This is a genomic window from Mycobacterium farcinogenes (assembly GCF_019739075.1).
Lineage (GTDB): Bacteria > Actinomycetota > Actinomycetes > Mycobacteriales > Mycobacteriaceae > Mycobacterium > Mycobacterium senegalense.
This window is the reverse complement of sequence record NZ_CP081673.1, coordinates 1,955,637-1,968,052: the sequence shown is the minus strand read 5'-3', so window position 1 is coordinate 1,968,052 and position 12,416 is coordinate 1,955,637. Positions and strand designations below refer to the sequence as shown.

The 12,416-nt window shown below is 67.2% G+C and carries 14 protein-coding genes; 6 read left to right on the top strand and 8 right to left on the bottom strand.

Annotated elements, in window-relative coordinates; all coding sequences use genetic code 11:
- Together K6L26_RS09340 and K6L26_RS09335 are read right to left on the bottom strand one after the other, a co-directional pair.
- Positions 1-171 carry a DUF5302 domain-containing protein gene (locus tag K6L26_RS09340; protein ID WP_019345398.1) on the bottom strand — a complete coding sequence of 57 codons (171 nt, stop codon included), beginning with the start codon at positions 169-171 and terminating at the stop codon, positions 1-3.
- Positions 172-213: 42 nt separating this feature from the next.
- On the bottom strand, positions 214-657 hold the full coding sequence (locus tag K6L26_RS09335; RefSeq protein ID WP_019345399.1) for a PPOX class F420-dependent oxidoreductase: 444 nt from the start codon (positions 655-657) through the stop codon (positions 214-216).
- Positions 658-688: 31 nt separating this feature from the next.
- Between K6L26_RS09335 and K6L26_RS09330 the strand changes: the two genes are divergently transcribed.
- Genes K6L26_RS09330 through K6L26_RS09320 form a run of 3 tightly spaced genes read left to right on the top strand, consistent with a single transcriptional unit; the run spans position 689 to position 3,041 of the window.
- Positions 689-1,519, top strand: a complete 831-nt coding sequence (locus tag K6L26_RS09330) for a class I SAM-dependent methyltransferase (RefSeq protein ID WP_048896301.1) — start codon at positions 689-691, stop codon at positions 1,517-1,519.
- A gap of 19 nt (positions 1,520-1,538) precedes the next feature.
- Positions 1,539-2,504 (top strand): alpha/beta hydrolase family protein, encoded by a 966-nt coding sequence (locus tag K6L26_RS09325; RefSeq protein WP_245008713.1) that lies wholly within the window; start codon positions 1,539-1,541, stop codon positions 2,502-2,504.
- A gap of 21 nt (positions 2,505-2,525) precedes the next feature.
- Entirely contained in the window at positions 2,526-3,041 is a 516-nt protein-coding gene (locus K6L26_RS09320) for a DUF1697 domain-containing protein (RefSeq protein WP_221853006.1), read from the top strand.
- 4 nt (positions 3,042-3,045) lie between these two features.
- On the opposite strand, the gene otnI is transcribed toward K6L26_RS09320, so the two are convergent.
- A complete protein-coding gene (gene otnI, locus K6L26_RS09315; RefSeq protein WP_221853005.1) occupies positions 3,046-3,831 on the bottom strand; it encodes a 2-oxo-tetronate isomerase in 786 nt (261 codons plus the stop codon).
- A gap of 102 nt (positions 3,832-3,933) precedes the next feature.
- Here otnI and K6L26_RS09310 point away from each other — a divergent pair, with 102 nt between their 5' ends.
- Positions 3,934-4,767, top strand: a complete 834-nt coding sequence (locus K6L26_RS09310; protein ID WP_221853004.1) for a class I SAM-dependent methyltransferase — start codon at positions 3,934-3,936, stop codon at positions 4,765-4,767.
- Positions 4,768-4,779: 12 nt separating this feature from the next.
- On the opposite strand, the gene K6L26_RS09305 is transcribed toward K6L26_RS09310, so the two are convergent.
- The gene (locus K6L26_RS09305) at positions 4,780-6,273 is read right to left on the bottom strand and encodes a flavin-containing monooxygenase (RefSeq protein ID WP_048896300.1); all 1,494 of its coding nucleotides are present in this window, start codon (positions 6,271-6,273) and stop codon (positions 4,780-4,782) included.
- 100 nt (positions 6,274-6,373) lie between these two features.
- Here K6L26_RS09305 and K6L26_RS09300 point away from each other — a divergent pair, with 100 nt between their 5' ends.
- Positions 6,374-7,603 (top strand): Rv1453 family transcriptional regulator, encoded by a 1,230-nt coding sequence (locus tag K6L26_RS09300; protein WP_085141768.1) that lies wholly within the window; start codon positions 6,374-6,376, stop codon positions 7,601-7,603.
- Positions 7,604-7,610: 7 nt separating this feature from the next.
- On the opposite strand, the gene K6L26_RS09295 is transcribed toward K6L26_RS09300, so the two are convergent.
- A complete protein-coding gene (locus K6L26_RS09295) occupies positions 7,611-7,976 on the bottom strand; it encodes an Rv1152 family transcriptional regulator (RefSeq protein WP_019348685.1) in 366 nt (121 codons plus the stop codon).
- Between the two features lie 36 nt (positions 7,977-8,012).
- On the opposite strand from K6L26_RS09295, the gene K6L26_RS09290 reads away from it, so the two are divergent.
- Positions 8,013-8,738 carry an NAD-dependent deacylase gene (locus K6L26_RS09290; RefSeq protein WP_036395125.1) on the top strand — a complete coding sequence of 242 codons (726 nt, stop codon included), beginning with the start codon at positions 8,013-8,015 and terminating at the stop codon, positions 8,736-8,738.
- Here K6L26_RS09290 and K6L26_RS09285 read toward each other — a convergent pair.
- Genes K6L26_RS09285 through K6L26_RS09275 form a run of 3 tightly spaced genes read right to left on the bottom strand, consistent with a single transcriptional unit; the run spans position 8,725 to position 12,360 of the window.
- The gene (locus K6L26_RS09285; RefSeq protein ID WP_064899115.1) at positions 8,725-9,360 is read right to left on the bottom strand and encodes a class I SAM-dependent methyltransferase; all 636 of its coding nucleotides are present in this window, start codon (positions 9,358-9,360) and stop codon (positions 8,725-8,727) included. The two genes, K6L26_RS09290 and K6L26_RS09285, sit on opposite strands and share 14 nt — an antisense overlap.
- Complete coding sequence (locus tag K6L26_RS09280; RefSeq protein WP_019346707.1) at positions 9,357-10,061, bottom strand: TetR/AcrR family transcriptional regulator; 705 nt, start codon at positions 10,059-10,061, stop codon at positions 9,357-9,359. Before K6L26_RS09280 ends, K6L26_RS09285 begins: the two co-directional genes overlap by 4 nt.
- Position 10,062: 1 nt before the next feature.
- Positions 10,063-12,360, bottom strand: coding sequence for an MMPL family transporter (locus K6L26_RS09275; protein ID WP_221853003.1), 2,298 nt, complete (start codon positions 12,358-12,360; stop codon positions 10,063-10,065).
- Positions 12,361-12,416: the final 56 nt, after the last annotated feature.

Below are 12,416 nucleotides of genomic sequence, written 5' to 3'. Positions count from 1 at the left end.
CTATCCGCTCTTGCGGCGGAACTCGCGCCGATTCTCCACCGGGCCGTGCGCACGGGGTTGGTTGCGGCCGCCGTCCTTGTGCGCGGCGCCTCCCGACGACTGCGCCTTCTTGCGCTCCAGGGCCTCCCGGAATTTGCGCTTGTTGTCGTCTTCCGGTTTGTCGTCAGCCATACGCCGCAGCGTAGCGTGACAGCACTGCAAACGTCATGCGGTTTAGCGCCGACCCGGCGGCATCCCGTACACGTGCGTGATCGGCAGCGTCAGCAACACGCGCCGGTCGTCGACCATGGCGCGCCGGTAATCGTCCCAATCCGGATGTTCCCCGGCGATGTTGCGGTACAACGCAATCAGCCCCTCGACCGTTTCGTCGTCGGGCGCGGCGGCCGGCGGAGTGAGGATCGCATCGCCTTCGGCCACCGCATAGGACCAACCGTCGTCGGAGCTGACATGAATGGACGCACGCGGATCCCGCCGCAGATTGCGGGTCTTGGCCCGCGGTTCGGTGATCGACACCTGGATCTGCACTGCCCGCGGGTCGAAGTAGTAGGAGACATTGGACAGCTGCGGACGACCATCCTGTTTGATCGTCGCAAGAACTCCCAGCGAGTTGCCGCCGATCAAGGCCAAAAGCTTGTCGTCGAAAACCTGGCGCCCCATGTGACGAGCGTACGTCTTTACCATCGGTTCGATGAGCGTGATTGACGGCAACACCCTCGAGGGCGTCTCGGCGACGACGTTGTGGACCCTGAGCAACCGCGGCCGCGAGGCCAAACGTTCCGACGGGGTGATCCGCGATCCGTGGGCGGTGGCACTGCTCGACTCGATCGAGTTCGACTACGGCAAGTTCGGCAGACCGACCCAGGCCCATGCCCTGCGGGACCGCTCATTCGACATCGAGACCCGCGACTACCTCGCGACGCACCCGAAGGCAGCGGTGGTGGCGCTCGCCGAGGGTTTGCAGACCAGCTTCTGGCGGCTCGATCAAGCCGGTGCGGCCGACGAATTGACCTGGTATTCGGTCGATCTACCGCCGGTAATCGCCCTCCGGGAACGCCTGCTGCCCTCCGATGACCGCATCGTCAACATCGCTCAATCCGCGCTCGACCGCAGCTGGATGGACCGGGTCGACGACCGCAACGGCGTGTTCATCACCGCCGAGGGTCTGCTGATGTACCTGGAGCCGGACGATGTGCGCAGCCTGATCGCCGACTGCGCGGCACGGTTTCCCGGCGGCCGGATGGTGTTCGACTCGATTCCGCATTGGGTGAGCCGACGCACCCTCAAGGGCCTGCGGCTGTCCAACCGGTACATCGCGCCACCGATGCCGTTCGCGCTGACCGCCGACGAGGGCCTGGCCATGGCCGGCACAGGGCCGGGCGCCATCGCCGGCGTGCGCTCGGCCCGCGACGTGCCGCTACAGCCGGGCCGCGGCTTGTTCAAGTTGGCCGCCGCGCCGTGGCTGGACCGGATCGGCCTGATCCACCGCATCCGCCCGTCCATCACCGCGCTGGACTTCTGACGGGCCGGCTCGCCACGACATGGCATTGTTCAACAGACGCCTGCTTATGGTGTGCGCCGCGCTGCTGGTCGCCGGAGTCACCTCCTGCGCGACGCCCACCGCCACGCAAACAAGGACCGCGCGGATCGAAGTGGTGCCCGAGGCACTCACCCAGCCCAAGTTCAGCGTCACCCGGTTCCACTACCTGCCCGAGGTACGCGCGGGCGGAAGATATCCCGATCAGAACTGGGTCGATTTGTACCTGCCCGGCGGCACCCACGCGTTCAATTCGATCCCGCTCGTGGTGCTCATCCACGGCGGCGGGTGGAAGAGCACGATGGGCGCCGGGGTGTTCGACGGATTGGCCCGCGAACTCACCAGCCGCGGCATGGCCGTCTACAACATCGAGTACCGGCGGGTCGGATCGGGCGGCGGGTGGCCGACCACGTTCACCGACGTGGCTCGGGCGATGGACTATGTCGCCCAGGTGAATCTGCGATACCCGCAGCTGGCCATCGACGACGCGCTGGTCGTGGGCCACAGTGCGGGAGCTCAGCTGGCGGTGTGGGCCAGCACCCGTCACGACCTGCACGGTGACGAGGTCGGATCCCGGCCGGTCTTCCGGCCGACTCGGGTCATCTCACTGGCCGGCCCGCTCGACATGGTTTACGCCGCCACTCACGGCGACAAGCACATCGCAGCGGTGCTCGGCGGACGCCCGTCCGAGGTGCCGAAGCGGTACGCCTCGGTGGATCCGATCCAGAATCTGGACCCGCAAGTGCCGGTGATCGCGGTCCACGGCACACTCGACACCGTTGTGGCACCGGCCAATTCGCGGCGCTACGTCGCAGCACTCGACAAGCTCGGCGGGCGGGCCGGCCTGGTGTTGCTGCCCGGCGAGAACCATACGTCGATCATGTCCAGCCGCTCGCCCGGATTCCGAGAGGTACTGCGCCTCATCACCACCACCTCGAAAGCCCAACCGGACCAGCTGCCGATGAAGTGAGTGGGTGTTTAGGCTGGAACCGTGACCCGGTACATCGCATTCTTGCGCGGCGTCAACGTGGGAGGCGTCAACCTCAAGATGGCCGAGGTGGGCAAAGCCATGGACGCCGCCGGGTTCACCGACGTCAAGACCATCCTGGCAAGCGGAAACGTCTTGCTGGACAGCCCTTCCAAGGCCCCTGAAGTTCGCAGCACGGCCGAGAAGGCACTACGGGATGCCTTCGGCTACGAGGCATGGGTGTTGGTGTACGACCTCGCCACCCTGAAGAAGATCTCGGACGGCTACCCGTTCGAACGTGAGGTTCCCGACCACCACTCCTATGTCACGTTCGTCAGCGACGACGAGTTGCTCGACGAGCTGGCGGCGCTGCCCCCGGGCCCCGACGAAAAGGTGCGGCGCGGCGACGGCGTCCTCTACTGGCAGGTACCCCGGGCCGCCACACTGGACAGTGCGATCGGCAAAACCATGGGCAAGAAACGCTACAAATCGTCGACGACGACACGCAATCTGCGCACGCTGGAGAAGGTGTTGCGCTGACGCGTCAGCCGCGGGCCCCGCGCATCCATCCCAACCCCTCGCTGGTGCCGGCGGCGGGGCGGTATTCACAGCCCACCCAGCCGTCGAACCCGGTCTCATCGATGACCGCCAGCAGGTGGTCGATCGCCAACTCACCGCTGTCCGGCTCGTGCCGGTCCGGGACGCCGGCGATCTGCAGGTGCCCCACCCGGCCGGTCGGGATATCGGACCGCAGCCGGACCGTCACGTCGCCTTCGGTGATCTGGCAGTGGTACAGGTCCAGTTGGACCTTGAGATTCGGCGCCCCGACCTCGTCGACGATCCGGTGCGCTTCGTCCTGGAAGCTCAACAGGTAGCCGGGCATGTCGCGCTGGTTGATCGGTTCGATCATCACCTCGACGCCGCGGTCGGCGGCCTGCGCGGCGGCCCAGGTGAGATTGCCGCGGTACACCGCCAGCCGCTCGGCACGCTCGGCCGCGGCCGGGGCAAGGCCCGCCATGACGTGTACCCGTGGGCACTTCAGAGTTTCGGCATAGGTCAGCGCATGCCGGAACCCGTCCCGGAACTCGGCCTCACGTCCGGGAAGCGAGGCGACGCCACGTTCGCCGGATTCGAAGTCCCCCGGTGGCGCGTTGAACAAAACCTGGCGCAGGCCGTTGGCGTCGAGCAGTCCGCGCAGGTGCTCGGCCGGGTAGGCGTATGGGAACAGGTACTCCACCGCCGTGAACCCGTCGGCTGCCGCGGCGGCGAACCGATCCGGAAAGGCATGCTCGACGTACATCATGGAGAGGTTGGCCGCAAAGCGTGGCACGGGCTGGCTCCTTCCATCCGATCAGCGGTTCACGCCATCTTTGCGTGTGGCCGGACGGCGGCGGCCGGACGCCCCCGGCCGAACACAGGTACATTCGCGGCAATGACGGATAGCCCAGTCAAAGTCAGCGGCGACGCGCTCACCGGTGTCTCCGAGACCGCGCTGATGACCCTGCAGGTACGCGCGCACGAGGCACGCCGCCCGGACGGCCTGATCGAGGATCCGATGGCAGTGCACCTGGTCGACTCGATCGACTTCGACTTCGCCAAGTTCGGCTACACCCGGCGCCAGGACATGGCCTTGCGGGCGTTGTTGTTCGACCGAATGACCTCCGACTATCTGCAAAGCCATCCGAAGGCCACGGTGGTGGCGTTGGCCGAAGGTTTGCAGACCAGCTTCTACCGGCTGGACGCAGCCGGGCTGGGGCATGAGTTCCGTTGGCTCTCGGTAGATCTGGAGCCGATGATCGAGTTCCGCAACAAGCTGCTGCCCAAGCCGGACCGGGTCGCCCAGTGCGCCCAGTCGGCACTGGACTTCAGCTGGATGGATCATGTCGACAACGGCGACGGCGTGTTCATCACCGCCGAGGGGCTGCTGATGTACCTGCAGCCCGAGGAGTCGATGTCGCTGATCCGCGCCTGCGCGCAACGCTTTCCGGGCGGGCAGATGATGTTCGACCTGCCGCCGGCCTTCTTCGCCTTCCTGACCCGCAAGGGGATGCCGACGTCGATGCGCTATCGGGTGCCGCCCATGCCGTTCAGCCTGTCGCCCGCGGAACTGGCCGATCTGGTCAACACGGTCCCCGGGGTCAGGGCGGTGCGCGATCTACCCATGCCGCCGGGCCGCGGCAGGATCTTCAACGCCCTGCTGCGCGCACAGCATCTGCCGGTCTTCGATTCGGTCCGCCCGGTGGTGGGGCTGCTGGAGTTCGGGTAGCTGCCCGCCGGATCAGGCGCTCGACCCGGCCAGTTCTGCCCGGGCTGTTTCGAACCGCAGGCTCGGGTCGGTCACCGGACCGTTGCGCAGCGTCTGGGCGTCGAGCGTGTAGTTCATGGTCATCTGCCATGGCCCGTCGACGCCCTGGCGGGGAATCTCGTCGATCGAGCGCTGCACGTAACCGGCGGCGAAGTCCAGCAGTGGGCGGGTCTGACCACCGGCGAACTCCGGCCGCACGGAGTCAAAACCGTTGTCGTCCATGTGTTTGAGCAAACGGCAGAAGTGTTCGCAGAGCAGACCGACCTTGAGCGTCCACGACGAGTTGGTGTAGCCGAAGGCGAAGGCGAAGTTGGGCACACCCGAGAGCATGATGCCCTTGTAGGCCACGGCTTCCGAGAGATTCACCGCCTGACCGTCGACGGTCAGCGTCATCCCTCCGAACAGCTGGATGTTGAGCCCCGTTGCGGTGACGATGATGTCGGCGTCCAATTCGCGGCCGGACTCCAGCAGGATGCCGTTCTCGGTGAAGGTCGCGATGCGGTCGGTGACCACCGAGGCGCCGCCGTCGCCGAGCGCGGTGAACAGATCGCCGTCGGGAACCGCGCACAGCCGCTGATCCCACGGGTTGTAGCGGGGGCTGAAGTGCTCGTCCACCGGGTAACCGGCGGGCAGCTTGGCGGCGTTGATCCGCCGGATCAACGCCCGGGCCGCCCTGGGATACTTCTGGCAGAACGTGTAGACCCCGCGCTGCTTGAGGATGTTCTTACGCCGGGTCAGTGCGTAGCCACGCTCATCACCGAGCAGGCGCTTGGCGGTGTTGGCGAAGGAGTCCTTGGCCGGCACCGGCATCACGTAGGTCGGTGAGCGCTGCAGCATGGTGACGTGGGCGGCCGTTCCCGCCATCGCCGGCACCAGCGTGACGGCGGTGGCGCCACTACCGATCACGACGACCTTCTTCCCCGTGTAATCGAGGTCTTCCGGCCAGTGCTGGGGATGCACGATGCGCCCGGTGAACCGGTCGGCGCCCTCGAATTGCGGGGCGTAACCCTGGTCGTAGCGGTAGTACCCGCCGCCGCAGAACAGCCAGTTCGCCGATATCTGGACGAGTTCGGGGTTCGACCCGTCGGCGTCGGTCCGCTCGACGTCCACGGTCCAGGCGGCCCGGGCCGAGTCCCAGGCGGCCGCCAGCACCTTGTGGCGCAGCCGGATGTGGTGGTCGATGCCGTTCTCGGCGGCCGTCTCACGCAGATAGGCCAGGATCTTGTCCGCGGTGGCGATGGCGTGCTCGTCGCGCCACGGCTTGAACTCGTACCCGAAGGTGTGCAGGTCGGAGTCGGACCGAATTCCCGGGTAGCGGAACAGATCCCAGGTGCCGCCGGTGGCACCGCGGGCTTCCAGGACGGCGTAACTGCGCCCCGGGTGTTCACGCTGGAGGTAGTAGGCAGCACCGATGCCGGAGATGCCGGCGCCGATGATGAGTACGTCGACGTGTTCGGTGTGGTTCATGTCTCAATGGTGGCGGCCCTCCCGACGCCACCCAAGGGCAGAAATGCCAAGAATGGCCCATTCAATGGTGCACTTTGCACCACCGATCTACGCTGGGCTGATGGGTTGGCAGCCACCGTCACAGCGGGTGAAAGACCTGATCCGGCAGTGCGCACAGATTGTGCTCAACCCGCGCGAGGAATGGCTCGACGAGTTCGACGCCGCCGTGCTGGCCGCCAGCCGGGAGATCGCGTCCGACCCCGAACTCGCCGCCGCCGTCGTCCGCAGCAACCATGCCAACCTGTATTTCTGGGGTTCGGCGAATGTGCGCGACCCAGGCGCCCCGGTGCCGCCGAACACCGGGCCGGAGCCGCTGAGCATTGCCCGAGAGCTGGTCCGCCGCGGCGTCAACGAATTTCCCCTCGACGCGTACCGGGTCGGTGAGGGGGTGGCCTGGCGCCGGCTGATGGAGATCGCGTTCGAGCTGACGTCCGACCCCGCCGAGCTACACGAGATGCTCGATATCTGCTCGCAGTCCATCAGCGCGTTCGTCGACGCCACACTGGCCGGGATCGCCGCGCAGATCGAGCTCGAACGCGAAGACCTGACCCGGGGCACCCACGCCGAGCGACGCGAGACCGTCGCGCTGTTGCTCGAAGGCGCCCCGATCCCCAGGCAGCGTGCCGAAGCCCGCCTGGGCCACCGCCTGACCGGACCCCACACCGCGGCGGTGATCTGGAGCGAGGACCCCGCCGGCGACATGTCCGGGCTGGACCGCGCCGCCGAGGCGTTCGGTCAGGACTGCGGTGATCCGCGGCCGCTGAGCGTGCTGGCGAGCACCGCCACCCGCTGGGTGTGGGCGGCGGGCAGCGCCGACATCGAGCACGGGTTCCCGGCCCTGGCCCGCGCCGCAGCAGAGCTGGACGCCGTCCGCATCGCCGTCGGGCCGGTGGCCGAGGGTCTGGATGGCTTCCGGCGCAGCCATTTCGACGCGATCACCACTCAGCAGATGATGGCCCGGCTGCATTCCACGCAACAGATCGCGCAATTCGGCGACGTCGAACTCGTCGCACTCATCACCGCCGAACCCGATCGTGCCGCCGAGTTCGTCAGCCACAACCTCGGCGCGCTCGAGACCGCTGACGCCGAATTACGGGAAACCGTACGGATATTCGTCACTGAACAGTGCAACGCTTCCCGGGCCGCGGCACGGCTGTACCTGCACCGCAATACGCTGCTGCGCCGGCTGGCCCGCGCAGAGGAACTGCTGCCCCGCCCGTTGACCGAGAACAGTGTCGCGGTTGCCGTCGCGCTGGACGTGCTGCGGTGGCGCGGCACCGCGACCGGCTGAGAGCCGATCAATCGAAGGCCGCGTCCAGATAGCGGAGTGCATCGCTCTTGCCGATACCGAGCGCGCGGGCGGCCTCGGCGAACGAGTGCGCAGCCGCGGCCATCGCCGCATCGGCCGGATCCGCCCGCGCTACGAACGTCCCGTACCGCCCGCGAGTCTCCAACACACCCGCCGACTCCAGCTCGCGATATGCCCTGGCCACGGTGTTGACCGCCAGGCCGACCTGGCCCGCCAACTCCCGCACCGTCGGCAGCCGGGTACCCGGAGCCAGCCGGCCCTGCCTTATTCCGTCGATAATCTGGATCCTGAGCTGATCGAACAGCGGTTTGTCCGCGCTCGGATCCACCCGAACCCAATCCCCCAACTGACCCACGTGCTCAGTATCACTCAAACCGACTACGTTGGTGATGTGCAAGTGACTGTCCTGTCGGGTGCCGGGATCTCGGCCGAAAGCGGGGTGCCGACGTTCCGCGACGTCGAGACGGGGCTGTGGGCGCAGGTGGACCCATACGAAATTTCCAGCGTCGAAGGCTGGCAGCAACGTCCGGAAAAGGTCTGGGCCTGGTACCTGTGGCGCCACTACATGATGGCCCACGTGCAGCCCAACGACGGGCATCGGGCCGTGGCCGCCTGGCAGGACTTCGCCGACGTCCACGTCATCACTCAGAACGTCGACAACCTGCACGAGCGCGCCGGCAGCACCAACGTGTACCACCTGCACGGAAACTTGTTCGAGTTCCGTTGCGACGCTTGCGGTTCGAGGTTCGAGGGCGATCTTCCCCCGATGCCCGAACCCGTCGAGACGATCGAACCCCCCGTGTGCCCGTGCGGCGGTCTGATCCGGCCCAGTGTCGTGTGGTTCGGTGAACCCTTGCCCGACGACGCCTGGCAACGGTCGGTCAAAGCGGTCGCCGATGCCGACGTGGTGATCGTGGTGGGCACCAGCTCGGTGGTGTATCCCGCGGCAGGGCTGGCCGAAGCGGCCGTGGCCGCGGGCACCGTAGTGGTGGAGGTCAACCCCGAGCGCACGCCGCTGTCCGACAGCGCGACGATCTCGCTGCGCGAGACCGCCGGCGCCTCCCTGCCGAACCTGCTGGAGCGGCTGCCCACACTGCTCGGTTCTAGGCAGGCCTGACCGCGCGACCGATGGCGAACTCGGTCACCGGCAGCGGCACCCAGGCCGGCATCGCCAGCTCACGGTGCGCAGAGGCGACCTCGAACCCGCTGCCCGCGATCGCCTGCTCGGTGTGCCGATGGGTATGGCAGTTGCCGAACAGCCGCGGCCACACCGTGGCATCGGCCACGCGCTGCATCCCGCCCCGCCAGCCGCGGCCGGCCACATGCTCGAGATACCGCAGCTCACCACCCGGCCGAAGCAGCGAGAACAACTGCTGCAGAACAGCATCCGGCTGCTCGATGGAGCACAGCACCAGCGAGCAGACCACCGCGTCGAACGGTTCGGTGCTGTCGAACTGTTCGGCAGTGTCACTGGTCACCGTCACCGGCACCGGGGCTTCGGCCGCGGCGGTACGGGCCACCTGCGCAAGGTGACGCTCGGGTTCGATGGCGACCACCTCGGTCACCGTCGAGGGATAGAAGGTGAAGTTGGTCCCGGTGCCCGCGCCGATCTCCAGGACCCGGCCGCTGAGCCCGGCGAGGTTCTCACTGCGCAGCCGCCGCAGGGCCTTCGGCTCCGAACTCGACAACGTCTTCCACACTCGGGCGAAAAACGGATTGTCGACGGTCTTGTCGGTCACGCTTGTCCTCCATCCGCGTATTCGCCGGCGAATCCCTTCAACCGAGCGATGGTTTCGTCGGGCTCCAGATCTGTTCCGATGATTCCCGAGACGATCTGGCCCGTACACACCGCCCGCAGCACACGGTCGGTGAACTTCTCGACATCTCCCCACGGCAGATACGGTTTGGAGATCAGAATGGCGGCCACGCCGTGCGCGGCGGTCCACAGTTCCAGCGCCAACATCGTGGCGTCGCCGGACGGGTACACCCCCTCGGCGATCAGCGTTTCCATCGCCGCGCGCATGTGCTGAAACGCCGAGCTGTTGAGGGTCACGTCGACGTCGCTGCCGGGTCTGCCCTCGCCCATCGTCGCCAGCCGGTACAACTCCGGCGTGCGCCTGGCGAAGCTCACATAAGCGTGGCCCTGGGCCCGCAACACCTCGATGGTCGAGGAATGGTCTGCGGCCGCGCGCTGCATCTCCTCGTCGAGCTTTTCGAAGTAGCGCGAGCACACGGCGTCCAGCAGCGCGTCCTTGTCGGCGAAATGCAGGTAGATCGACGGCGGGGTGACCCCGACCCGCTGAGCCACCGACCGGATCGACACCGCTTTGGCGTGGCCGGTCTCCAGCAGCAGATCGGTTGTGGCATCGAGGATCTGATCGCGAAGCAGCTCACCGGAACCCCGCGGCGCGCGGCGTCGTTTGCGAGGTTGAATCACCACGCTAGCCGTCCGTCACTCCAGCACCGGCGCATTCCCGCTTGTCGCCCGGTGGAATGTCGCCGGGCCCGCGAGGATCCCGTGCGGCCGGGCCTGACTCACTGATGCCGAATCGCTTGTGCAGACGGGCCAGCGGTGCCGGCGCCCACCAGTTCCACTGCCCCATCAGATGCATGAATGCCGGCACCAGCAGCATGCGCACCAACGTGGCGTCGACCAGCACCGCGATGGTCAGACCGAGGCCGAACATCCGCATGAAGGCCACCTGCGCGGCGATCAGCGCCGCGAACGAGATCGACATCAGCAGCGCGGCCGCTGTCACCACCCGGCCGGTGCGGGCCAGGCCGAGCGCCACACTCTCGTCGTTATCGTCACGGGTCCGGCCGGATTCGAGCCAGTACTCGCGAATTCGCGACACCAGGAACACCTCGTAGTCCATCGACAACCCGAAGGCGATGCAGAACAACAACACCGGCAGGTTCGCGACCAAGGTGCCCGTCGACGTGGTGCCCAGCGCGCCGAGGTGGCCGTCCTGAAATATCCACACCAGCGCACCGAACGCCGCCGAGAGCGACAACACGTTGAGCACCAACGCTTTCAGCGGAAGTATCACGCTGCCGGTGAGCAGGAACAGCAGCACGAACGTGATCGCGGCGATGATGCCGAGCACCATCGGCAGCCGTGAGGTGATCGCCTCTGAGCTGTCCCGGTTGACCTGGGCGATGCCGGTGAACTTCGTCTCGGTAGGTGCGGGCACCCCGTGCAGTGCGTCGAGTTGCGCCTCGGAGGCGTCGCTGAACAACGGCACGTTGCTGCCGATCGTCAGATATGCGCTGCCGTCGGCGATTCCGGTCCCCGATGTCGGCGGGCCGACCCGGCGCCCGTCGACGAACGTGCCGCCGGGCGCGGACACCGAGGCCCCGTCCGCGGCTCGCGACAGCTCACCGGCGTAGCGGTCGATTTCCGCGGGCGGCAGCCCGGCCACGTCCGGCAGCACCACCGTGACCGCGGTCGAGGAGTCGACGGCGAAATCCGTGCGCAGCTCGTCGCCGAGTTGGCGGGCCGATGCCGACGACGGCAGCACACGGTCGTCGGGGAAACCCCACTTGATCCCCAGGAACGGCGCGCCCAGCACCAACAGCAGCGCGATCACCGCGAGTCCGACCGGGAGCGCGCGCCGCATCACCCGCTTGGTCATGCGGTACCAGAAGGTCTGCTCGACAGGTTTGTTCACCGGCTCGGGCCGTCCCAGGGTTCGGCGGATGAACCGGCGAACGTCATAGGCGTCCAGGCGGTCACCGAGCAACGCAATGGCGGCGGGGGCCACCACGATGGCCGCGAACGCCGCCAGCGCCACCACCGCGATGCCCGCGTAGGCGAACGACTTGAGGAAGTACATCGGGAACAGCACCATCGCGACCATCGACAGCGCCACCGTCATCGCCGAGAACAGCACGGTGCGTCCGGCGGTGACCATGGTGCGCACCAGGGCCCGGTCGGGGTCGACGCCGTCGGCCAATTCGTCGCGGTAACGGCTGACGATCAACAGGGTGTAATCGATGGCCAGCGCCAGCCCCATCGCGACCGTGAGGTTGAGCGCGAAGATCGAGACGTCGGTGACCATCGTGAACCCGCGCAGCACGGCCAGCGAACCCAGAATCGCGAAGCCGCCGACCGCGAGCGGCAATGCTGCGGCCAGCAGTCCGCCGAACACCCAGACCAACACGACGAAGCTCAGCGGAATCGCGATGGATTCCATCATCAAGAGGTCTTTTTCGCTCTGCCCGTTGATCTGGACGTAGGTCATCGCCTCACCGCCGGCCCGCACGGTGACGCCATCGCGATCGTGCACGAGTTGATCGGTGAGCTCCTTGGCGTGCTTCTGCGCGCCGCTCTCCCCGCCGTTGATCCCGGCCAGGATGAGGCCGGTCTTGCCGTCCTTGCTGATCAGCGTGGCCGCCGCCGGCGGGGGCACGGTCCAGGACGAGCTGACCTCGGTCACGTACGGCGACGCCTTGAGCCGGCCGGCGATGTCGGTGCCCACCGCCCGGGCCGCAGGACCGTCAGCGCCGGCGCCGTCATCGGTCACGCTGATGACCAATTGCATGTCGCCGCGGGCGAACTTGTCCGACAGCAGCTGGGTGGCCTGCGCGGATTCCGACGTCGGGTCCTGGAAGCCGCCGGCCGACAGACTGTTGGCCACCGGAATGCCGAAGATGCCCGCGGCGACCATCACCAACGCGGCCACGAGGAGCACCCGTCGCGGTGCGGCGATGGCCAGATGTGCGATGCGGTGGAGCAATGCGCGTCCTTCCCCCGAAGAATATCGCCGTTAAGTTAACAGCGATAAGTTTCCGG

Excerpts from the sequence above, each read along its gene's own strand:
- K6L26_RS09340 (WP_019345398.1), bottom strand. The coding sequence starts at position 171 with ATGGCTGACGACAAACCGGAAGACGACAACAAGCGCAAATTCCGGGAG.
- K6L26_RS09335 (WP_019345399.1), bottom strand. The coding sequence starts at position 657 with ATGGGGCGCCAGGTTTTCGACGACAAGCTTTTGGCCTTGATCGGCGGC.
- K6L26_RS09330 (WP_048896301.1), top strand. The coding sequence starts at position 689 with ATGAGCGTGATTGACGGCAACACCCTCGAGGGCGTCTCGGCGACGACG.
- K6L26_RS09325 (WP_245008713.1), top strand. The coding sequence starts at position 1,539 with ATGGCATTGTTCAACAGACGCCTGCTTATGGTGTGCGCCGCGCTGCTG.
- K6L26_RS09310 (WP_221853004.1), top strand. The coding sequence starts at position 3,934 with ATGACGGATAGCCCAGTCAAAGTCAGCGGCGACGCGCTCACCGGTGTC.
- K6L26_RS09305 (WP_048896300.1), bottom strand. The coding sequence starts at position 6,273 with ATGAACCACACCGAACACGTCGACGTACTCATCATCGGCGCCGGCATC.
- K6L26_RS09300 (WP_085141768.1), top strand. The coding sequence starts at position 6,374 with ATGGGTTGGCAGCCACCGTCACAGCGGGTGAAAGACCTGATCCGGCAG.